Raw genomic sequence first — 21,603 nt, 5'->3', positions numbered from 1 at the left:
CAACCTCCACGCCCGCGGCCTCGTAAGCGGCATCGGAAAACCCCGCCCCAGCCCCCGCCCCGCTCTCGATCGCGCAAGTATACCCCAGCTTCTGCAGCTGCCGCGCCGAGTCCGGCGTCATCGCAACCCGGTTTTCGCCCGGAATTATCTCTTTTGGTGTACCTATCTTCACCGCATCGGTCCCCCTCGTCTTGTCCGCATCCGCATCGTGCAGACACGGATCACAAAGATTTCTACTATCTTGCGCAATATTGTTGCGCAAGGGTTTCGCTGCGTCGCCGCAGATATCTCGCTGCACTGCCGCAAAGCTATCACAGCCAGCGCCGCACCTTTCGTTCATAGCGCGCCCAGTCCGCGCCGAAGGCCCGCCGCATGCGGTCCTCCTCGGGCAGGACGAAGCGCCGCTCCAGCAGCCACAGGAACAGCGGCACCAGCACCAGGGACAGCACCGCATCGAACCACAGGACCAGCCCCGCCAGGATCAGCACGTCGCCGAGGTAGATCGGGTTGCGGCTGCGGCTGAAAATGCCCGTCTGGACCAGCCGCTCCGGCGTCTCATGCGGCAGCACGGTGGTGCGGTGGCGGCGCAATTCGGTCACCGCAAGCACCGCCAGCAGCAGACCGCCGCCAACCAGCAGCCCTCCCAGGAAATCGGCCCAGGCGCCGCCGAAACTCAGACCGGCCGGAAAATACTCCGCTTGCAGCCAGGCCAGGGCGGCAAAGCCCAGAAGCCAGGCGGGCGGGATATCCAGCCAGCGCATCACGCCGCCGCCCGCCGGAGATTATGTTCTGAGATCAAGCGCATCGCGGGCAGTCTTTCCTCATCCGGCCGGAGCGTCCAGACCCGCAAGGCCCGGGGCGCAAGAAAAGGACGGAATGCTCCCGTCCCTCCCGGAAACGGCGAATCTGTCCCGGGATGCGGCACGATCCTGCACAAAACGCCCGGATTGGCTAAGTCTATTTCGTAACAGGGACAATTTCGCGCACCCGTTTGCAATACGGTGCCTGCCGCTACGGCAAATTCAGGTGGGCGCCGGGGCAGAATCGGCGCAGGACACCCCGCCTGTGACGGCACGGCGCGCTTGCCAGCCCCGACGCCGCGGCTAGGCTGAGCCCGCAACCAGGGAGGAGACAGGGAAGATGACACTGCAAGGCAAACACGCGCTGGTCACCGGCGGCGGCACCGGCATTGGACTCGCGATCGCAGAGGCACTGGCGGATCAGGGCGCGGAGGTCACCATCACCGGCCGCCGCCAGGAGGTGCTGGAAGAAGCCGCGGCGGGGCGGCTGCACCCGCTGGTGATGGATGTGCGCGACGAGGCGGATGTTGCCGCCAAGGTGAAATCCTCCGCGGATGCCCGCGGCCCGGTGCAAATCTGCGTCGCCAACGCAGGCGTGGCCGAGGGCATGGCGCTGCACAAGACCTCGATGGAGTTCTGGCGCAACATGATGGCGACCAACCTGGACGGCGCCTTCCTGACCATCCGCGAGTGCTTTGCCTCGATGCGGGAGACAGATTGGGGGCGGGTTATCAGCGTGTCGTCGATCGCGGGGCTGCGCGGGCTGAAGGGCGGCGCCTGCTACACGGCCAGCAAGCACGGCATGATCGGCCTCACCCGCGCGCTGAGCGAGGATTACCTCGGCACGCCCTTCACCTTCAACGCGATCTGCCCGGGCTATGTGGACACCCCGATCGTGGAGCGCAATGTCACCGCGATCTCCGAACGCGCCGGGATGAGCGCGCAGGACGCGATGAGCGTGATGGTCAATGCCAACCGCCACAAGCGGCTGATCGCACCAGAGGAAGTCGCGGCGGCGGCGCTCTGGCTTTGCGGGCCGGGCTCGCAATCGGTCAACGGCCAGTGCATCGAGATCGCGGGCGGCCAGGCCTGATGGACCGGGAGGCGTTCAACACGTTCTGCGGGACCTTCCCGGCGGCGGAGCACGCCGTTCAATGGGGCAACTCGGACGTTTGGAAGGCGGGCGGCAAATTGTTTGCCGTCTGCGGTTGGGCCGGCGGCAAGGATGCCTTCACCTTCAAGGCCGGCGACATCGCCTATGAGGTGCTCCAGGAGCGCCCCGGCGTCCGCCCTGCGCCCTATCTTGCGTCGCGCGGCATGAAGTGGCTGCAGCACTTTGCGGAGCCCGGATTGACAGATGCGGAACTGCGGGAGCAAATCACCCTGTCTTACACTCTGGTGACCGCGGGCCTGTCAAAGCGCAAGCGGGCGGAACTGGGGATTCCGGACCCGCAGCCAGGGCCTGCCGGGCGCTAAGCTCTGGACAGAGCGGCGCGGATGCGGTAGCACCGCAAAAAGCTTTAAGCTTGAAATACCTCAACACATGCGAGGCCGCCATGACCGATTTTGCCGCAACCAAGGCGATGTTCGACCTGCCCGACGGGGTAATCTACCTGGACGGCAACTCGCTTGGCCCCCTGCCCCGCGCCGCCAAGGACCGGGTCGGGGCGATGATCGCGGACGAGTGGGGCCAGATGCTGATCACCGGATGGAACAAGGCCGGCTGGATGGAGAAGCCCTCGGCGCTGGGAGACCGCATCGGGCGGCTGATCGGGGCGGAGCCGGGCCATGTGGTGATGGGCGACACGCTGTCGATCAAGGTCTATCAGGCCGTCGCCTCGGCGCTGGAGCTGAACCCCGGCCGCAAGGTGGTGCTGTCCGACAATGGCAACTTCCCCACCGATCTTTACATGGCCGAGGGGCTGCTGAAATCGCTGGGTGACGACTACGAGCTGCGCGTGGTCGACCCGGAAGCGGTGGCGGAGCACATCACCGACGAGATCGCGGTGCTGATGATCACCGAGGTCGACTACCGCACCGGCCGCAAGCACGACATGAAGGCGCTGACAGAGAAGGCCCACGCGCATGGCGTGCTGACGGTCTGGGACCTGGCCCATTCGGCGGGCGCCATTCCGGTGGACCTGGCAGGCTGCGGCGCGGATTTCGCGGTCGGCTGCACCTACAAGTACCTGAACGGCGGCCCCGGCGCCCCGGCCTTCATCTATGTCTCGCCGCGCCACGCAGAGACCGCCCGCCCGGCGCTCTCCGGCTGGCTCGGGCATGAGGCGCCTTTCGCCTTCGACCTCGACTACCGGCCCGGCCGCGGGGTGGAGCGGATGCGCGTCGGCACCCCGCCGATCCTGCAGCTCACCGCGCTGGAAGCGGCGATGGACGTCTGGGACATGGCGGACATGGCCGATGTGCGCGCCAAATCCATTGAGCTCTGCGACCTGTTCATCGCCGGGGTGGAGGCAAAATGCCCCCGCCTGGAGCTCGCCTCCCCCCGCGATGCGGCCTACCGGGGCAGCCAGGTGTCGTTCAAATTCGCCGAAGGCTACGCCGCGATGCAGGCGCTGATCGATCGCGGCGTGATCGGCGACTTCCGCGCGCCGGACATCATGCGCTTCGGCTTCACCCCGCTCTACATCGACGCGGACGACGTGCGCGCGGCGGTGGAGATCCTCGCCGATGTGATCAACAACAAGCTGTGGGACCGCGCCGAGTACAAGCGCCGCAACGCAGTTACCTGATGCGGCTTACCCGCTCATACCACGTGCCGCTCTGCCGCCCGGCGGGCTGGGTCGCGCATTGGCGCCGCCTGGCCCAATGCGGCACCCTGAACCGGAGGCGCGCATCCTTTCCCTGACCCATGCTATATTTTAGGAAAAGGAATGACGCGATGACCCAACCCTATGATCCCGCCGGTGAAGGCGCCCAGATGTCCTTTGACGGGCGCATGTCCTACGGCGACTATCTCTCTCTTGATGCCCTCCTGAATGCTCAGAAGCTATGGAGCGACGCCCATGACGAGATGCTTTTCATCATCCAGCACCAGACCTCCGAACTGTGGATGCGGCTGGCCATTCACGAGCTGAAGGCGGCGCGGAAACAACTCCTGGAGGGCGAGGCCCGGCAGGCCTTCAAGATGCTTGCGCGGGTGGCGCGGATCTTCGAGCAGCTGAACTCGGCCTGGGATGTGCTGCGCACCATGACGCCTTCGGATTATACCCGCTTCCGCGATGCGCTGGGGCAGAGCTCGGGCTTCCAGTCGCACCAGTACCGGCTGATTGAATTCATGCTGGGCAACCGCAACAAGGCGATGCTGAAGCCGCATGCCCACCGCCCCGACCTGGTGGCACTGCTGGAAGAGGAGCTGACCCAGCCCTCGCTCTACGATGTTGCCTTGCGGGCGCTGTCGCGCGCCTTCCCGCTCCCCGCGGAAGTGCTGGAGCGCGATGTCTCTGCCCACTACCAGCCGAATGATGCGGTGCAGGCCGCCTGGACCGAGGTCTACCGCGCGCCGGAAGCCAACTGGGAGCTTTATGAACTCGCCGAGAAGCTGGTGGATTTCGAGGACTACTTCCGCCGCTGGCGCTTCAACCATGTGACCACGGTGGAGCGGGTGATCGGATTCAAACGCGGCACCGGCGGCACCGGCGGGGTAAGCTATCTGAAGCGGATGCTGGAAGTGGAACTGTTCCCCGAACTTTGGCACCTGCGCACCGAGCTCTAGGCCAACCGCCGCTCAAGGCGTTTGCAAACGCCTTGACGCGGTTTCGAAACCGCGTCCCAAGTCGCTTCGAAGCGGCTTGGGCTGGACGGATGGTTACTTCGCTGACAGCCCAGCGCCGAACAGGCGGGCCAGCTGGCGCACGCCGGACCGGTAGGCGGCGAAGCCGGCGGCCGTGTGCTTCACCCCCTTCATCGCTGCACAGAAGGCGGCGGCGATCTCCTCTGCCGGTCCGCTCAGCACCGCGCGGCCCGCGCGGGCCTCTTCCTCCAGCCACCGGGCATAGAGATCCCGCAGCCCTGCTTCGCCCGCGGAGATCTCCTCCGCCGCAACGCTCATTCCCGCCTCGAACAGCTCCAGCCCGTGCGGCGAAGACAGCATCGCCTCCATCGCCTCCCCGCCCTGGGCGGCAAATGCCGCTTCCAGCCGGCCGCTCAGCGTTCCCTCCCCGGCCAGCGCCGCCTGCACATCCGCCAGCGCCGCGCCGTAGTAGACCTGCACCAGCGCGCGGAAGATCGCTTCCTTGTTCCTGAAGTGCAGATACAGCGCCGGGCGCGACACGCCCGCGCCCTTGGCGATGTCATCCATCGAGGTCTTGCGGAACCCATAGGCAGAGAACGCCGCCCAAGCGGAGGTGAGGATAGCCTGCTGTTTCGGGTCGATGCCTGCCATGTTCATGGAAATGCTTTTGACATCCCGGCACGATTTTGTCAATTGACACACTGACATAATTGATTGCACATGTCAGATCAGCCAAGCCAAGGGAGGCCCCTCATGCCCGCCACGCTGCGTATCAACGGAACATCCCACCAGGTCGATCTGCCGGGCGAGGTGCCCCTGTTGTGGGTTCTGCGCGACGAGATCGGCCTGACCGGCACCAAATACGGCTGCGGCGTTGCCGCCTGCGGCGCCTGCACCGTGCATATCGATGGCGAGCCGGTGCGCAGCTGCCAGGTCGCGCTGGCGGATGTCTGGGGCGAGGTGACCACGATCGAGGGTCTGGGCACGCCGGAGGCGATGAGCGCGCTGCAGCAGGCCTGGGTCGCGCATCAGGTGGCGCAATGCGGCTACTGCCAGTCCGGGCAGATCATGCAGGCGGCGGGGCTCCTGGCCGAAAACCCCGCCCCGACCGTTGCCGAAATCGACGCGGCGATGCAGGGCAACCTCTGCCGCTGCGGCACCTATCCCCGCATCCGCGCCGCCATCCACGACGCCGCCCGCAAGATGCAGGAGGCCTGAGCCATGGCAGGCCTCGGAAAAATTGCCCGCCGCACGTTCCTTATTGGCTCAGCCGCCATTGTCGGCGGGGTGGCCTTTGGCGCCTATGCCGTCTCCCGACCGGCGCCCAACCCGCTGAAACCGGGTGAAGGCGAAGCCGCGCTCAATCCGTTTGTGCTAATCGACGCCCAGGGCGTCACCCTGTTTGCGCCCCGCGCCGAGATGGGCCAGGGCGTGCAGACCAGCTGGGCCGCGCTGATCGCCGAGGAACTGGACGTGCAGCTGGATCAACTGCGGGTGCTGCACGGCCCCGCCGCCAAGGCCTATTATAACTCGGCCTTCATCGGCGATGCGCTGCCGGGCAAGGGCTATGACAGCGGCAACTTCAGCCATGCGGTCGGCGAAGCGCTTGGCCATCTCGGCAAACCGCTGCGCCTGCATGGCACCGGCGGTTCGACCTCGATGAAGGACGGCTATGAGCGGATGCGCCGCGCCGGCGCCAGCGCGCGGGAGACGCTGAAACAGGCCGCCGCCGCGCGCCTGGACATGGACCGCGGAGAGCTGGCCACGGCGGCCGGGGCGGTGATTGCGCCGGACGGAACCCGCATTCCCTACGCGGATCTGGCTGCAGATGCCGCCCGGCTTGACCCGGTGCAGGCAGACCTGCGCCCGAAAAGCGAATGGCGTCTGATCGGCAAGCCTCAGCCGCGGCTCGACATGGTGGAGAAAGCCACCGGCACCGCGGAATTCGGTATCGACGTGCGGCTGCCGGGGATGAAGTTTGCAGCGCTGCGGATGAACCCCCGCCAGGGCGGCGGCATGGCGGGCTTTGACGACACTGCGGCCCGCGCAATGCCGGGAGTGGAGCAGGTGCTGAGCCTCGGCAACGGCATCGCGGTGGTGGCGCGCAACACCTGGATTGCCATGCAGGCGGCGGAAGCGGTGGAGATCGGCTGGGGCCCCGCCCCCTACCCGGCCGAAACCGAGGGCATCTTTGCGGAGATCGAACAGGCGTTTGACGCCAAACCGAACTCGGTGATGCGCGATGACGGCGACGCCGGTACCCTGCCCGAGGGCGCCCGCGAGATCACCGCGAATTACCGCGTGCCCTACCTCGCGCATGCCACCATGGAGCCGATGAACGCCACGGCACTGGTGGACGGCGGCAAGCTGACGGTCTGGTGCGGCAACCAGATGCCGCTATTCACGCAGATGAAATGCGCCGAAGAAGCCGGGCTCGAAAACGAACAGGTGGATATCCGCACCACCTACCTCGGCGGCGGCTTCGGGCGCCGGGCCGAGGTCGACTATGCCGTCCTAGCCACCCGCCTCGCCAAGCAGATGCCCGGGGTGCCGGTGCAGCTCACCTGGTCGCGCGAGGAGGACATGCGCCACGACATGTACCGCCCCGGCGCCATGGCGCGGATGCGCGGCGCGGTGAAGGATGGCGAGGCGGTGCTGCTCGATGGCAAGGTCGCCGCGGCCTCCCCAGTGGCGCAGGCGATGCGGCGGCTGGCGGGCTTCTCGCCTGCCGGGCCGGACAAGGTGCATGTGGAGGGCTTCTCCAACGCGCCTTACGCCATCCCCAACTTCCGCATGGCGGGGCACCTGGCCGAGGTGGCGGTGCCGGTTGGCTTCTGGCGCTCGGTCGGCAACAGTTTCAACGCCTTCTTCGTCGAGAGCTTCCTCGATGAGATGGCCCATGCGGCGGGCGCCGATCCGCTGGCGTTCAGGCTGGATCTGGCGCGCCGCGAGTGGGCGCCCGCGGCGGGGGTGTTGGAAACCGTGCGCGACATGTCCGGCTGGAGCGGAGAGACGCCCGAAGGCACCGGGCGCGGGGTGGCTATGTGCTACAGCTTCGGCACTCCGGTCGCGCAGGTGATCGAGGTGCAGCAGGAGGACGCGGGCATCCGTATCGCCCGGGCCTGGATCGCCTGCGACATGGGCCAGGCGATCGACCCGGAGAACGTCAAGGCGCAGATGTTCGGGGGCATGGCCTACGGGCTCTCGGCCGCCTGCTTCGGCGAGATCACATTCACTGACGGGATGGCGGAACAGGGCAACTTTCCGGATTACGAGGCGCTGCGCATGCACACGATGCCGAAGACCGAAGTGCAGGTACTCGAAGTACAGACGCATCTGGGCGGCGCCGGGGAGCCCGGCACACCGCCAGCCGCCCCGGCGCTTGCCAATGCCCTGTTCGACCTTACCGGCCGGCGTGCCAGGGAGCTGCCGCTGATGCACGGGTTTGACTTGCTGGTCTAGCCCGTGCTCCCATGGCTTGCACACACCGCCTGCCCGCCTCCCGCGGGCGGCGGCCGACAGGTGCAAGGAGGGGACTGAGGATGGCGCAGCACGGCAGAACGGAACATGGCACCGCGGCGGGCATACGGGCAGGCATCACGCTGGACCCGGACACTGACCTGAGCCTCACCCGCCGTCTTGACGCGGCCCCCGCACGGCTCTGGACCTGCTGGACCACGCCTGCGCATCTGCGCGCCTTCTTTATCCCTGAACCGCACGCCGTCACCGCCTGCGAGATCGACCTGCGCCCCGGCGGCCGGTTCAACACCACCTTTGACGTCGAGGGCCGCGAGATCCGCAACCACGGGGTCTTCCTGGAAGTGGAACAGGAAAAGAAGCTTGTCTTCACCGATGCCTACAGCGAAGGCTGGAAACCCGCGGAGGATCCGTTCATGACCGCCATCCTGCTGTTCGACGCAGCGGAGGGCGGCGGCACCACCCTCACCATCATTGCCCGCCACCGCACCGCCGAGGCGCGCGAGACGCATGAGCAAATGGGCTTCCACGCGGGCTGGGGCGTGGTGGCGAACCAGCTGGACACCTACGCCAAAACGCTTTCCTGACGGCAGGGCCGGGCCCGCACCGGGCGATCCGATGCCGCGGGCCCGCGCGCTCAGGCTGTCTTCTGCAGCCCCCCGCGCGGCGCGCCCGCGGACCAGGCACGCACGGCGTCGCCGAAGGCCTCGAACAGGGGGCGCGACACCGGATCGTTGACCGCGTCCCATTCCGGGTGCCATTGCACCGCGAGGGTGAAGCCGGGCGCGTCCTTCACATAGATCGCCTCGGGCGTGCCGTCGGGCGCGTGGCCGTCGACAACCACCCGCGCGCCGGGGCGCTTGATGCCCTGCCCGTGCAACGTGTTGGTCATCACCTCCTGCGCACCGAAGAGCTGGTGGAAGGGGCCGCCCGGCGAAAAGCTCACCGGGTGGCGCAGGGCGAATTTCTCCTCCAGCGTGCCATCAGGCGGCATGCGGTGGTTCAACCGGCCCGGCAGGTCGCGGATTTCCGGGTGCAGCGCGCCGCCCATCGCGACGTTCACCTCCTGAAAGCCGCGGCAAATGCCGAGGAAGGGCTGGCCGCGCTCCACGCAGGCGCGCACCAGCGGCAGGGTCACCGCATCGCGGGCGCGGTCGAAGGCGCCATGGGCCGCGGTCTCGTCCTCGCCGTACTCGTTGGGGTGCACGTTGGGGCGGCCGCCGGTGAGCAGAAAGCCGTCGAAGGTCTCCAGCAGCTCCTCCACCGTGACGAAACGCGGATCGGAGGGGATCATCAGAGGCATGCAGCCCGCGACCTCGGCTACCGCTTCCGAGTTCATTGTCCCGCCTGCATGAACCGGATATTGATCGTCGATCAGATAGGAATTGCCGATAATGCCAACCTTTGGGCGCGCCATGATCCACTCTCGCTTGTTTTTGCACTGAAAACCTAGCCGCGCGCGGGCGCCGGTTCAACTGCGCCGCAGCACAGGCGCGTGTTTGCCTGCACACAGGCGGCCGCTGGCGCCTGCCCTTTCGGGCGCTGGAGACGGCGCAGGCTCTGGGTTCAGCCCTCCGCCCCGCCTGCCTCCGGCGTGCGGGAGACCACCACGATCACCTGGCAGCGCGAGCCGCCCGCGGCGCGGTAGCTGTGCTCAAAGCCGGAATCAAAGTAGACGCTGTCGCCCTTGCCCAGCACTTCGCCGCGGCCGTGGATCGACAGCTCCAGCTGCCCTTCGGTCACATAGATCATCTCGGCGCCGGGATGGGCATGCGGCGGGCTGGCCGGGGCGCGGCCGGTGAACTCAGCCAGGTAAGCCTGGAACCGGCCCTTGGTCACCGGGAAGTTCAGGCTCTCGAACAGGTAGGAGACCGGCCCGTCCCGTGTGTCGCCCAGCTTCAGCCGGTCGCGGGCGCGCACAACTTCCAGCACCGGCGCGTCCTCACCGGGGCCGAAGAAATGGTCGAGCCCGACGCCGAACACCATCGCGATGCGCAGCAGCGTCGCCAGCGTGGGAAAGACCTGGCCGCGCTCGATCCGCGACAGCATGGCGGCAGACAGGCCGGTGTGATCGCCGAGCTGCGCCAGCCCCATCGCCTTCCCCGTGCGCAGGGCGCGCAGCTTGGGGCCGATTCGGTAGGCCTCCAGCCCCTCCTGCAGGGTGTCCGACAAGCCAGCCTTAACCATGATTTTGCCTCCGGGGGAAACCGATCCGCGTGAAATTTACCTTAATGCAAAAATAGTGCACATCACGCAAATGTGCATAACATGCAAAAGTATTGCGCAGCAGGCTGATGCTGCCAGTTTCGTTCTCCGCTCTGGCTTTGACAGAAAGGAAGTTAAATGTTCACCAAACGCCTTTCCCTGGCATCCTTCGCGCTTGCTGCCAGCCTGGCCCTTCCCGGCGCGGCGCTGGCGGGCTCCAAGGATATCGTCGGCACCGCAATGGAGGCCGGGCAATTCGACACGCTCGCGGCAGCGCTGACCGCGGCCGATCTGGTGGAAACCCTGAAGGGTGACGGCCCGTTCACCGTCTTTGCGCCCACCGACGAGGCCTTTGCGAAGCTGCCCGAGGGCACTGTCGACACGTTGCTGAAACCGGAAAACAAGGATCAGCTGACGCGTATCCTCACCTATCACGTGGTGCCGGGCAAGGTGATGTCCTCCGGCATCAGCGACGGCATGACCGCCGCCACGGTGATGGGCGACGATCTGACATTCAACACCTCGGACGGGGTGAAAGTGAACGATGCCACCGTGGTCCAGGCCGATATCGAGACCTCGAACGGTGTGATCCACGTGGTGGATTCAGTGATCCTGCCCTGAGCAGGGGCAGTCAGGACTGATCGAAGACAGGGCGGCACGCAGGCAGGCGCCTGCCGGTTATTTCTCCCCCAAGCCCTGGCTGTCCGCAAGGTGGCCCGGGGCCCGGCAGGTGCCGCCGCGGCCGCCCAGCTGACCGGCCTGCGCAATTCATCCCGCGCGCGCACGCCGGCAGCACCCTCTCCCGCCCGGGCGGGAGAGGGCTTCGGTTTTTTGCAGCTTTCCATTGCTGACGATTGCGGCTTCTCAGTTCGCAACGGAAAGAGCTGACCGGCCCGGCTCACTCCCTCTGCGGACGCCTCATGCTTCGCCTGTCAGGCCGGCTGCGTCGATACCGGCCAGCGCAGCCTTTGCGTCATTTTCCGAGGTATCGCCCGTGACCCCAACCGCGCCGATCACCTGCCCCTGTGGTCCGCGGATCAGCACGCCGCCCGGCACCGGCACCACCTGGCCGCCGTAGACGCCGTTCACCGCAGCCATGAAATAGGGCTGGCTTTCCGCCCGCGCCATCTGCGCCACCCCGCCCATGCCCAGCATCACCGTGCCGAATGCCTTGCCCTGGGCAATGGCAAAGCGTCCCGGTGCTGCGCCGTCCTCGCGCTCGAAGGCGAGCACATGGCCGCCGCTGTCCAGCACCACAACCGACAAGGGCTTCAGCGCCTGCGCCCGGCCTTCCTCCAATGTCGCGCGGATGATGCCGCGCGCCTGTGTCAAAGTCAGTTCCGCCATTCGTGGTAGTCCTCCCGATCCCGTGACGTTGCGTAACACGACGAAAAAGGAGGCCAAACGGCCCCCTTTGACTACCCGCAAATTTGCGGAAACTGTTTCTTGCGGTCAGTTCGCCGCAGCCTCACCCTTCAGCTCAAGGCGGCGGGCGTGGAGCACCGGCTCGGTATAGCCGGAGGGCTGCTCGCGGCCCTTGAATACCAGATCGCAAGCGGCCTGGAAGGCGATGCCGTCAAAACCCGGCGCCATCGGCCGGTAGGCCGGATCATCCGCATTCTGCTGATCCACCACCGCGGCCATCTTGCGCATCGCGGCCATCACGTTCTCGCGCGAGACCACTTCGTGGTGCAGCCAGTTTGCCAGGTGCTGGGCGCTGATCCGGCAGGTGGCGCGGTCTTCCATCAGGCCGACGTTGTTGATGTCGGGCACCTTGGAGCATCCGACGCCCTGGTCGATCCAGCGCACCACATAGCCAAGGATGCCTTGGGCGTTGTTCTCCACCTCGCGCCGGATCTGTTCCGGGGTCCACTTGCGGAAGGCCGCCAGCGGAATTTCGAGGATACCATCCACATGGGCGCGGCGGCCGCCGGCCTTGAGCCGCTCCTGCACCGCAAACACATCGACCTTGTGGTAATGCAGCGCATGCAGGGTGGCGGCGGTCGGGCTCGGCACCCAGGCGCAGTTGGCGCCGGATTTCGGGTGCTCGATCTTCTGTTCCAGCATCGCCGCCATCATGTCCGGCATCGCCCACATGCCCTTGCCGATCTGCGCCTTGCCCGAAAGCCCGCACTCCAGGCCGATATCGACGTTCAGCGCCTCATAGGCGCCGAGCCATGCCTTGCGCTTGATGAAATCCTTGCGCGAAAACGGGCCTGCCTCCATCGAGGTGTGGATCTCATCGCCAGTGCGGTCCAGGAAGCCGGTGTTGATGAAGGCCACCCGGTGCTTGGCGGCGCGGATGCATTCCTTGAGGTTCACCGAGGTGCGGCGCTCCTCGTCCATGATGCCGATCTTCACGGTGTGGCGCGGCAGGCCCAGGATGTCCTCGACCTTGTCAAAGATGCGGTCGGCAAAGGCGACTTCCTCCGGACCATGCATCTTCGGCTTCACCACATAGACCGAGCCATGCGCCGAGTTGCCGCCCTCGCGGGCCAGATCATGCATGGCGATGGTGACGGTGATCAGCGCGTCCAGCAGCCCCTCGAAAGCCTCGTTGCCGTCCTTGTCCAGCACCGCCGGGTTGGTCATCAGATGGCCCACGTTGCGCACCCACAGAAGGGCGCGGCCCTTCAGGGTCAGCGCGCTGCCGTCCGGCGCGCTGTAGCCGCGGTCGGGGTTGAGCCGGCGGGTGACGGTCTTGCCGCCCTTCTCCAGCCTGGCCTCCAGATCTCCGCGCATCAGGCCCAGCCAATTGGAATAGGCCTGCACCTTGTCGGCGGCATCGACACAGGCCACGGAGTCCTCGCAGTCCATGATCGCGGACATGGCACTTTCCAGCCGCACATCCGCCAGCCCCGCCTGATCGCGTGCGCCGATGGCATGGGCACGGTCAAAAACCAGTTCGACGTGCAGGCCGTTGTTGCGCAAGAGAACCGCTTCCGGCGCCTTGGGGTTGCCGCGGAAGCCTGCGAATTTCTCCGGCTGCGCCAGCGGCAGGTCGTCCACCAGCAGCTGGCCGTCCTGCACGTGGTAGCGGCGCACATCCGCATGGCTGGCGCCGTCAATCGGGAAGGTCTCGTCCAGGAACACCCGCGCGCGCGCCACCACCCGGGCACCGCGGCCCTTGTCGTAGCCGCCCTTGGGCGCCGGGCTGCCCATCGCGTCGGTTCCGTAGAACCCATCGTAAAGACTGCCCCAGCGCGCATTCGCAGCGTTCAGCGCATAACGCGCGTTGGTGATCGGCACCACCAGCTGCGGGCCGGGCACCGTGGCGATCTCGGGGTCGACGTTTCGGGTTTCGATCTGGAAATCCTCTCCCTCGGGCAGCAGGTAGCCGATCTCCGCCAGGAACGCCTTATAGGCCTCGTGGTCATGCGGCTTCTCGCGGTGGGCGATGTGCCAGGCGTCGATCTTCTGCTGGATCTCTTCCCGCTTTTCGAGCAGCGCATGGTTTTCCGGCCCGAAGCCGTTCACCAGCTCCGCAAGGCCCTTCCAGAACGCCTCCGCCGCGATCCCGGTACCGGGCAGCGCCTGGTTCTCGATGAAGTCCGCCAGCTCCGGCGCAACCTGAATTCCCTGTTTTTCGACCCGGCTCATGATTTGCTCCTTCCGGCGGTACACCACTGTATGCTGCCACCTAACTAGGGCAGAAGTTTCCGATCAGCAACAAAACAGCCTCCCGCTGAAACCAAACGCAATTTCTTGTTTTTCAAGAAAGTGCCAAAAGGATTTCCGAAAGTGCTACAGCGGCCGCCACCTGCCGGCCTTCGCCTCCAACGCAGCAAAAAGGGCGCACAGGTTGCCCTGCCCGCCCTGAGATTCACGCGGATGGCGGCTCCAGTCAATCGGCGGCGCCATCGATCACCGTTTGCACCTCGGCTGCGGCGGCGGGTTCTTCCGCCTTGTCCTGCTCGCCGCCCCGGTCGAACACCATCAACAGCATCAGTCCCAGCAGAACCAGCGCAAAGATCACTACCGCACCGATCCCCAGAAGAGGCGGCTTATGGTTCTTTTTCTGACGTTCGACATTGGTATCCGGCGCCGACATGGCTGAACTCCCTTCCAAACATTTCCTGGCAAGGAGCGGCTTGCCGCCCTGCCCCTACCACTATGAATAACTACGTGCCGGACACCGCTCCGGTTCCCTGAAAACGAGGTCCCCGCCGTGAACGACGCATCCCCCGCCACCGCCCCCGAGACCTTCTACCTGAAGGACTACACGCCGTTCGGCTTTGAGGTGGAGGAGGTCCACCTGACCTTCCGCCTCACGCCGGAGACCACCCGGGTTATGAGCAAGATCCGCTTCTCCCCCAAGCCGGACGCCACGGACAAGACCTTCTTCCTGCACGGCGAAGAGCTGAAGCTGATCTGGGCAAAGATCGACGGCCAGGCGGTAACGCCGGAGCTGGTGGCGGGCGGGCTCAAGTGCGATGTGCCCGGCACCCCCTTCACCTGGGAAGCCGAGGTGGAGATCAACCCGGCCGGCAATACCGCGCTGGAGGGGCTTTACATGTCCAACCGCATGTATTGCACCCAATGCGAGGCCGAGGGCTTCCGCAAGATCACCTATTACCCCGACCGCCCCGATGTGATGTCCACCTTCACCGTGCGGATCGAAGGCGATGAACCTGTGCTTCTGTCCAATGGCAACCCCACGGGCCGGGGTGAAGGCTGGGCCGAATGGCACGACCCGTGGCCGAAGCCGGCCTATCTGTTTGCCCTGGTCGCGGGTGATCTGGTCAACTACCCCGGCCAGTTCACAACCAGGTCGGGCAAGGAGGTGGAGCTGAACATCTGGGTCCGCCCCGGCCCGGACGAGGGCAAATGCGCGTTCGGCATGGAGGCGCTGAAGAAGTCGATGAAATGGGACGAGGATGTCTATGGCCGCGAATACGACCTCGACATCTTCAACATCGTCGCGGTGGATGATTTCAACATGGGCGCGATGGAGAACAAGGGGCTGAACATCTTCAACTCCTCCTGCGTGCTGGCCTCGCCCGAGACCTCCACCGATGGCAACTTCGAACGGATCGAGGCGATTATCGCGCATGAGTATTTCCACAACTGGACCGGCAACCGCATCACCTGCCGCGACTGGTTCCAGCTCTGCCTGAAGGAGGGGCTGACGGTGTTCCGCGACGCGCAGTTCACTGCCGACATGCGCTCGGAGCCGGTGAAGCGGATCGAGGACGTGATTGCGCTGCGCGCCCGCCAATTCCCGGAGGACAACGGCCCCCTCGCCCATCCGCCGCGGCCCGAACAGTTCCAGGAAATCAACAACTTCTACACCGCCACCGTCTATGAAAAAGGCGCCGAGGTGATCGGCATGCTGAAGCGTCTGGTGGGGGACGGCAACTATGCCAAGGCACTGGACCTCTACTTCGAGCGCCACGACGGTGAGGCCTGCACGATCGAAGACTGGCTGAAGGTCTTCGAGGACGCCACCGGCCGCGACCTCAGCCAATTCAAGCTGTGGTACAGCCAGGCTGGCACCCCGCGCCTGAAGGTTACCGAAGACTATGCCGATGGCACCTACACCCTCACCTTCGAACAATCGACACCGCCAACGCCCGGGCAGCCGGAAAAGGCGCCGCGGGTGATCCCTGTGGCGGTCGGGCTGCTGTCGCCCAACGGCGGCGAGGTGCGCGGCACCGAGGTGCTGGAGCTGACCGAGGCCAAGCAGAGCTTCGCCTTCGACGGCCTCGCCGCCAAACCGGTTCCTTCCATCCTGCGTGAATTCTCCGCCCCGGTGATCCTGGAGCGCGAGACCTCCAACGCGGAGCGCGCCTTCCTGCTGGCCCATGACACCGACCCTTTCAACCGCTGGGAGGCGGGCAACGCGCTGGCCAAGGAAACCCGCGTGGCAATGGTGCTTGACGGCGCGGCGCCGGATGCGGACTATCTGGACGCGCTCGCCAAGCTCGTGCGCGACGACGCGCTGGACCCGGCCTTCCGGGCTCTGGTGCTGACCCCGCCCAGCCAGTCCGACATTGCCCAGACCCTGGCAGAGCGCGGCTTCACCCCCGATCCGCAGAAGATCTACGATGCGGCGGAGACCTTCACCCAGACGCTGGCGCAGCAGCTGGAGACTAGCCTGCCCCGGCTCTATGCGGCGACCACGGTTGACGGGCCTTACGAGCCGGACGCCGAGGGCGCGGGCAAACGCGCGCTGAACGGCCGCGTGCTGTCGCTCCTGACCCGGCTTGACGGCGGCGCCGAGGCCGCGCGCCAGTATGAGGCCGCGGACAACATGACCCAGCAATATGCCGCGCTCTCCTGCCTGATGAAGGCAGAGAAAGGCACGGAGCAATCGCAGGCCTTCTTTGACCAATGGCAGGACGACCGGCTGGTGATGGACAAGTGGTTTGCCCTGCAGATCGCCTGCGCCGCCCCGGAGAAGGCCGCGGCCACGGCCAGGACGCTGACCGGGCACGCGCTGTTCGACATCAAGAACCCGAACCGCTTCCGCGCCGTCCTTGGCGCGCTGGCGGGCAATCACGCAGGCTTCCACCATGCCAGCGGCGACGGCTACCGGCTGCTTGCGGAAAACCTTATCGCGCTGGACAAGCTCAATCCGCAGACTACCGCCCGCATGTGCGCGGCCTTCCAGACCTGGAAACGCTACGATGCCGCCCGCCAGTCGCTGATCCGCGCCCAGCTGAGCCGTATCGCTGGCACCGAAGCGCTGAGCCGCGACACTACCGAAATGGTCAGCCGTATCCTCGATGCCTGATCCCTCCCCCGCCGCGCCGGACGGGGACGGCTACCGCTTCACCCGGCAGGGCCGCTCCACCGGGGCCCTGCTGGCGGCGGCAGCCTGGCTTGCGGGGCTTGCGGGCTTGTGGTTCGGGCTTGGCGCCGCGGGCTGGCTGGTGGCGCTGCTGGCCCTGCCGGTCATCCCTGCGGTGCTGGACCTGCTGCGCAACCCCTCCGCCGGGATGACCCTCACCGAAGAGCGGATCGCCTGGTATTCCGGCAGCCTCAGGGACAGCGTGCCGCTGGCGGAAATCGAGCGGGTGCGGTTTGACACGCGCCTGGATCTCTCTGTCCGCACGACGCTGCTCCTGCATGGCGGCAAGCGCCTGCGGCTGCCGCAGGAAGCGACGCCGCCCAACGCAGAGTTGGAGCGCGAGCTGACCCGGCGCGGGCTAACGACCGAGCGCCACCACTTCATGATTTTCTGAGATACCGCAGCAGCTTGGCGGTTTCCCGCCTGCCAGTGCCCGAAAGGGGCGATTATCGGGATTGGGGCCGCAACTTCCCCACTGCCGCCATCTTTGCGCCCCATTGCACCGCCAGCCTGAGAGCATCCAATATGACCGCCACACGACCGGATGCGCGCATGCTGAAAACCTCTCCCCGGGCGCGGGACCTGATGTCCCTCGTATCCCAGTTCCTGCCCGGCCAGGGCAGACCCGCCGCCCCTGCCGCCGCAGCCGCAGCCGCCGTGACACCTCAGGCCGTGCCGGGCCCGGACCCGGCGCCTGTCCGCACCGTTGCCCGCCCAGCGCCTGTAACCGCACTGCCGGCGGGGACTGACGCGCCCGTTCCGATCCCGCCGTGTGCCGAGCCCGCAGACCCCGCCGCCGACCAGGCCCAGGACCGCGGCCAGTTTCTGGCCCGCCAGGAGCGCTGGGAGGACCTCTCCGGCCTGATCCGCGCCGCCGATACAGCCCGCGAGGCCGCCCGCGGCGCCTTGCCGCTGGCTGATCTCATCGCTTATGGCGCCCGCGCCGATGTCGTGGGCGCCGCCGAAGACGCGCTGAGCGTCGATGCCGCCTTTGCGGGCCGCGGGCTTATCCGCGGCGTGATGGAGTTCGAAGCCCTGCGCGCAGGCCATTGCCGCGACCCCTACCTGACCGCGCTGGTGGCGTTGGCCCATATCGACATCGCCTGGGCCTGGCGCAGCAGCTGCGCGGCCGGAAAGCGCAGCTCTGCGGCGCATTTTGCCCGGGCGGAGCAGCTCCTGGCGCCCTTTGCGGACAGCGCGCTCTCGCTCGGCAGCCCGTTTCTGCAAGCCGCACACTGCGCCCTGCTGGCCGGACGCCCGGCCGATCCGGCCACGGCCGGGCGGGCGGAAGAAAGCTATGGCCGGCTGATCGCGCTTGATCCGCGCAACCCGCGTGCGATGCGGGCTTTGGGGGCGCAGCTGCTGCCGGGCGGCGGCGGCTCTTATGCGATGCTGGAACAGGCCGCCCGCCGTACCGCTGCCGCGACTGACGGCGCCTGGGGCGCGGGCGGCTACGCCTGGGCTTATTTCGACGCTCTCGCACTCGACCCCGAGGCCTGTGCCCATGTGGATGCGGAGCTGTTCCTGGAGGGCTTGCGCGACATCCTGCGAACCGATGCCTCGCAGGACATGGTGAACCTGCTTGCGGCCTATTGCACCGTCGCCCTGCCCGCCGGGGCCGGGAAAGCAGGCACCGCCCAGCGTCTGCGCATCTGCGGTGCGGCGCATTGGCTTGTGCACGGCCGCCTGACCGAACTGCACCCCATGGTCTGGGCCCTTGCTGCCGAGGGCTTCGGCAACAGCGCCCGGGTCGGCGCGCTGCCGCGCTTTGCCAGCCGCGGCGAGGCCATCGCGCGCGCGGCCCTGGCGGATCTGTTCCGGGACGGCTCCGCGGACGCAGAGCCGGGAGTGTCCGCTCCCCGCGATCGGGCGGGCGCGGCGGGCTGACGCGCAGGAGGGGGCTCTGCCCCCGGCCCTCGCGGGCCTCCCCCGGGATATTTGGGGCCAGAAGAAGCGGCAGATGGCGGGGCTGGATAGCCAGGGGCCGGCCGCCGAAGAAGCGCGGGCATCTGAGGCCGTTGGAGCGCAGGAGAGGCGCTGCCCCCGGCCCTCGCGGGCCTCCCCCGGGATATTTGGGGCAAGAGGAAAAGGCGGTCGCAGGCGTCTCAGGCAGAGTGGGGGCTCGTCGCCCCCCTTGCCCGCGCGCGCGGTCATTTTTTCTTGAAAGCGTCCATCAGGGCCGCGCCCAGCGCGCCGGTTTGCTGCTCTCGGTTTTGGCCTTTGTGTTGGCCCTTGCCCTGGCCCTTGTCTGGGCCGCTGTTCCGGCCGTTGCGCGGGGCGTTGCCGCTGCGTCCGCCCGTTTTGGGCTTGCCGTTGTCCCGGCCGCCTTGGCGGGTGGCGCGTTCCTCGCGGGCCGAGGCGCCGCCGTCCTTGCGCATGGTAAGCCCGATGCGCTTGCGCGGCACATCGACCTCGGTCACCGTGACCTTCACAACCTGGCCGGTCTTCACCACCTCATGCGGGTCCTTCACGAAGCGGTCGGCCAGCTGGCTGACATGCACCAGCCCGTCCTGGTGCACGCCAATGTCGACAAAGGCCCCGAAGGCCGCGACATTGGTCACCGTGCCTTCGAGCACCATTCCGGGTTTGAGGTCGGTGATCGCCTCCACCCCGTCGGTGAAGCTTGCGGTGACGAAGGAGGGCCGCGGGTCGCGGCCCGGTTTTTCCAGTTCCGCCAGGATATCGCGCACCGTGGGCAGGCCGGCCCCGGCCGAGACGAAATCCTCGGCCCGCAGGGATTTCAGCGCGCCCTCATTGCCCATGATCTGACGGATATCGCGGCCGCAGGCGGAAACGATGCGGCGCGCCACGGCATAGGATTCCGGGTGCACAGCCGAGGCATCCAGCGGTTCCTTGCCGTCCTGGATGCGCAGGAAGCCCGCGCATTGCTCAAACGCTTTCGGCCCCAGCCGTGCCACTTTCAGCAAGTCCCGGCGGGAGGCAAAGGCGCCGTTCTGATCCCGGTGTGCCACGATCGCCTCGGCCAGCCCCGGGCCGAGTCCCGAGACATGCGCGAGAAGCGGCGCCGAGGCCATGTTGAGATCGACGCCGACGGCGTTCACCACATCCTCGATCACCGCCTCCAGCGATTTCGACAGTTTGTGCTGGTCGACATCGTGCTGGTACTGGCCGACGCCGATGCTTCTGGGTTCGATCTTCACCAGTTCCGCCAGCGGGTCCTGCAGCCGGCGGGCGATGGAAACCGCGCCGCGCAAGCTGACGTCCAAGTCCGGGAACTCCCGCGCCGCCAGTTCGGAAGCCGAGTAGACCGAGGCGCCAGCCTCGCTCACCACCACCTTGGTGGGCGCCTTTACCTTGGCGGGCAGGTGTTTCAGCACCTCCGCCACCATGCGTTCGGTCTCGCGGCTGGCGGTGCCGTTGCCGATCGCAACGAGCTCCACGCCGTGTTCCGCGATCAGTTTCACGATGGCTGCCTGCGCCCCGCGCAGATCGTTCTTGGGCTGGAACGGGTACAGTGTTTCGGTCGCAACCAGTTTGCCGGTTGCATCCACCACGGCTGCCTTGACGCCGGTGCGGATGCCCGGGTCAAGGCCCAATGTGGGCCGCGCACCGGCGGGTGCCGCAAACAAGAGGTCCTTGAGGTTGCGGGCAAAGACCTGGATCGCATCCTCCTGCGCGCGGGCGCGCAGGCTGCCCATCAGTTCCAGCATCATTGAAAGCGACAGTTTCACCCGCCAGGCCCAGCCCGCCACCTTGCGCAGCCACGCATCGCCCGGCCCGTTGCCGGAAGCGCCGAGTTCCGCGGCCACCATCGCCTCCGCCCTGGCGGCGCCCGCTTCGGGCTCCGGCCCCACGTCCAGCGTCAGCACGCCTTCGTTCGAGCCGCGCAGCATCGCCAGCGCCCGGTGCGAGGGCACGTCGCGCCAGCGTTCGGAATGCTCGAAGTAGTCGGAGAACTTGGCGCCCTCCTGCTCCTTGCCGTCGACCACCTTGGCGGTGAGCACGGCTTCCTGCTGCAGGAACTGCCGCAGGCGGCCGAGCAGGTTTGCGTTTTCGGTCAGCCGCTCGGTCAGGATGTCCCGCGCACCGTTCAGCGCGTCCTTCACCGCGGGCACGGCTTCGGTGATGCAGCCCGCGGCAAGTTTTTCCGGATCGGCGCCACGGTTGGCCAGGATGGCGTCGGCCAGCGGCTCCAGCCCGTTTTCCTTCGCGATCATCGCCTTGGTGCGGCGCTTGGGCTTGTAGGGCAGGTAGATGTCTTCCAGCTGCGCCTTGGTTTCCGCCTTGGCAATGGAGGCTGCCAGCTCATCGGACAGCTTGTCCTGGCTCCTGATCGAGTCAAGAATGGCGGCGCGGCGCTTTTCCATCTCGCGCAGATAGTCGAGCCGCTCGGACAGGGTGCGCAGCTGGGTGTCGTCCAAGCCCCCGGTCGCCTCCTTGCGGTAGCGCGCAACGAAGGGCACGGTGGCGCCCTCGTCCAGCAGCGCAACGGCAGCGCTTACCTGCTTGGCAGCGGCGCCGATTTCTTGGGCAATGGTCTGACTGATGCGGGCGGAAGTGTCCAAGGCGGCCTCCTGTTGGTCTGCTCGGCCTGCCAGTTCTAGCTGCCCGCCTGC

The 21,603-nt window shown here is 66.9% G+C and carries 19 protein-coding genes and 1 pseudogene; 11 read left to right on the top strand and 9 right to left on the bottom strand.

Annotated elements, in window-relative coordinates:
- A pseudogene (locus tag ACOHX0_RS17600) lies at positions 1-172 on the bottom strand (Re/Si-specific NAD(P)(+) transhydrogenase subunit alpha); the annotation flags it as partial.
- 139 nt (positions 173-311) lie between these two features.
- Positions 312-761: a methyltransferase family protein gene (locus ACOHX0_RS17595; RefSeq protein ID WP_420678454.1), complete on the bottom strand. Its 450-nt coding sequence runs from the start codon at positions 759-761 to the stop codon at positions 312-314.
- A gap of 379 nt (positions 762-1,140) precedes the next feature.
- On the opposite strand from ACOHX0_RS17595, the gene ACOHX0_RS17590 reads away from it, so the two are divergent.
- From ACOHX0_RS17590 to kynA, 4 genes are all read left to right on the top strand, one after another.
- Complete coding sequence (locus ACOHX0_RS17590) at positions 1,141-1,893, top strand: SDR family NAD(P)-dependent oxidoreductase (RefSeq protein WP_420678453.1); 753 nt, start codon at positions 1,141-1,143, stop codon at positions 1,891-1,893.
- Complete coding sequence (locus ACOHX0_RS17585) at positions 1,893-2,276, top strand: MmcQ/YjbR family DNA-binding protein (RefSeq protein WP_420678452.1); 384 nt, start codon at positions 1,893-1,895, stop codon at positions 2,274-2,276. The genes ACOHX0_RS17590 and ACOHX0_RS17585 overlap by 1 nt, the downstream gene beginning before the upstream one ends.
- Before the next feature lie 80 nt (positions 2,277-2,356).
- Positions 2,357-3,550 carry a kynureninase gene (kynU, locus tag ACOHX0_RS17580; RefSeq protein WP_420678451.1) on the top strand — a complete coding sequence of 398 codons (1,194 nt, stop codon included), beginning with the start codon at positions 2,357-2,359 and terminating at the stop codon, positions 3,548-3,550.
- A 149-nt stretch (positions 3,551-3,699) separates the two neighbouring features.
- On the top strand, positions 3,700-4,533 hold the full coding sequence (gene kynA, locus ACOHX0_RS17575; RefSeq protein WP_420678450.1) for a tryptophan 2,3-dioxygenase: 834 nt from the start codon (positions 3,700-3,702) through the stop codon (positions 4,531-4,533).
- Between the two features lie 93 nt (positions 4,534-4,626).
- Here the strand turns inward: kynA and ACOHX0_RS17570 are convergent, their stop codons facing one another.
- Complete coding sequence (locus ACOHX0_RS17570) at positions 4,627-5,208, bottom strand: TetR/AcrR family transcriptional regulator (RefSeq protein WP_420678449.1); 582 nt, start codon at positions 5,206-5,208, stop codon at positions 4,627-4,629.
- Between the two features lie 96 nt (positions 5,209-5,304).
- Here ACOHX0_RS17570 and ACOHX0_RS17565 point away from each other — a divergent pair, with 96 nt between their 5' ends.
- The 3 genes from ACOHX0_RS17565 to ACOHX0_RS17555 all read left to right on the top strand — a co-directional run bounded on the left by ACOHX0_RS17565 (position 5,305) and on the right by ACOHX0_RS17555 (position 8,615).
- A complete protein-coding gene (locus ACOHX0_RS17565; RefSeq protein ID WP_420678447.1) occupies positions 5,305-5,769 on the top strand; it encodes a (2Fe-2S)-binding protein in 465 nt (154 codons plus the stop codon).
- A gap of 3 nt (positions 5,770-5,772) precedes the next feature.
- A complete protein-coding gene (locus tag ACOHX0_RS17560; RefSeq protein WP_420678446.1) occupies positions 5,773-8,013 on the top strand; it encodes a xanthine dehydrogenase family protein molybdopterin-binding subunit in 2,241 nt (746 codons plus the stop codon).
- 134 nt (positions 8,014-8,147) lie between these two features.
- The gene (locus ACOHX0_RS17555; protein WP_420678456.1) at positions 8,148-8,615 is read left to right on the top strand and encodes an SRPBCC family protein; all 468 of its coding nucleotides are present in this window, start codon (positions 8,148-8,150) and stop codon (positions 8,613-8,615) included.
- A gap of 50 nt (positions 8,616-8,665) precedes the next feature.
- Here the strand turns inward: ACOHX0_RS17555 and ACOHX0_RS17550 are convergent, their stop codons facing one another.
- Both ACOHX0_RS17550 and ACOHX0_RS17545 read right to left on the bottom strand, forming a co-directional pair.
- Positions 8,666-9,445 carry a gamma-glutamyl-gamma-aminobutyrate hydrolase family protein gene (locus ACOHX0_RS17550; RefSeq protein ID WP_420678445.1) on the bottom strand — a complete coding sequence of 260 codons (780 nt, stop codon included), beginning with the start codon at positions 9,443-9,445 and terminating at the stop codon, positions 8,666-8,668.
- 149 nt (positions 9,446-9,594) lie between these two features.
- Positions 9,595-10,215, bottom strand: a complete 621-nt coding sequence (locus ACOHX0_RS17545; protein ID WP_420678444.1) for a helix-turn-helix domain-containing protein — start codon at positions 10,213-10,215, stop codon at positions 9,595-9,597.
- A 156-nt stretch (positions 10,216-10,371) separates the two neighbouring features.
- On the opposite strand from ACOHX0_RS17545, the gene ACOHX0_RS17540 reads away from it, so the two are divergent.
- Positions 10,372-10,854: a fasciclin domain-containing protein gene (locus ACOHX0_RS17540; protein ID WP_420678443.1), complete on the top strand. Its 483-nt coding sequence runs from the start codon at positions 10,372-10,374 to the stop codon at positions 10,852-10,854.
- Between the two features lie 297 nt (positions 10,855-11,151).
- On the opposite strand, the gene ACOHX0_RS17535 is transcribed toward ACOHX0_RS17540, so the two are convergent.
- From ACOHX0_RS17535 to ACOHX0_RS17525, 3 genes are all read right to left on the bottom strand, one after another.
- Positions 11,152-11,580, bottom strand: a complete 429-nt coding sequence (locus ACOHX0_RS17535; RefSeq protein ID WP_420678442.1) for a GlcG/HbpS family heme-binding protein — start codon at positions 11,578-11,580, stop codon at positions 11,152-11,154.
- Between the two features lie 105 nt (positions 11,581-11,685).
- Positions 11,686-13,833: a malate synthase G gene (locus tag ACOHX0_RS17530; RefSeq protein WP_420678441.1), complete on the bottom strand. Its 2,148-nt coding sequence runs from the start codon at positions 13,831-13,833 to the stop codon at positions 11,686-11,688.
- Positions 13,834-14,077: 244 nt separating this feature from the next.
- A complete protein-coding gene (locus ACOHX0_RS17525) occupies positions 14,078-14,284 on the bottom strand; it encodes a hypothetical protein (RefSeq protein WP_420678440.1) in 207 nt (68 codons plus the stop codon).
- A 117-nt stretch (positions 14,285-14,401) separates the two neighbouring features.
- Here ACOHX0_RS17525 and pepN point away from each other — a divergent pair, with 117 nt between their 5' ends.
- From pepN to ACOHX0_RS17510, 3 genes are all read left to right on the top strand, one after another.
- Positions 14,402-16,969: an aminopeptidase N gene (gene pepN / locus ACOHX0_RS17520; RefSeq protein ID WP_420678439.1), complete on the top strand. Its 2,568-nt coding sequence runs from the start codon at positions 14,402-14,404 to the stop codon at positions 16,967-16,969.
- Positions 16,962-17,420 carry a hypothetical protein gene (locus tag ACOHX0_RS17515; protein WP_420678438.1) on the top strand — a complete coding sequence of 153 codons (459 nt, stop codon included), beginning with the start codon at positions 16,962-16,964 and terminating at the stop codon, positions 17,418-17,420. The genes pepN and ACOHX0_RS17515 overlap by 8 nt, the downstream gene beginning before the upstream one ends.
- Positions 17,421-17,551: 131 nt before the next feature.
- Positions 17,552-18,913, top strand: a complete 1,362-nt coding sequence (locus ACOHX0_RS17510; protein WP_420678437.1) for a flagellar biosynthesis protein FlhF — start codon at positions 17,552-17,554, stop codon at positions 18,911-18,913.
- A 263-nt stretch (positions 18,914-19,176) separates the two neighbouring features.
- On the opposite strand, the gene ACOHX0_RS17505 is transcribed toward ACOHX0_RS17510, so the two are convergent.
- Complete coding sequence (locus tag ACOHX0_RS17505) at positions 19,177-21,552, bottom strand: Tex family protein (protein ID WP_420678436.1); 2,376 nt, start codon at positions 21,550-21,552, stop codon at positions 19,177-19,179.
- Positions 21,553-21,603 lie beyond the last annotated feature (51 nt).

The sequence above is a fragment of the Cribrihabitans pelagius genome (assembly GCF_048820915.1).
Taxonomy (GTDB): Bacteria; Pseudomonadota; Alphaproteobacteria; order Rhodobacterales; family Rhodobacteraceae; genus Cribrihabitans_A; species Cribrihabitans_A pelagius.
This window is presented reverse-complemented; position numbering and strand designations above follow the sequence as displayed.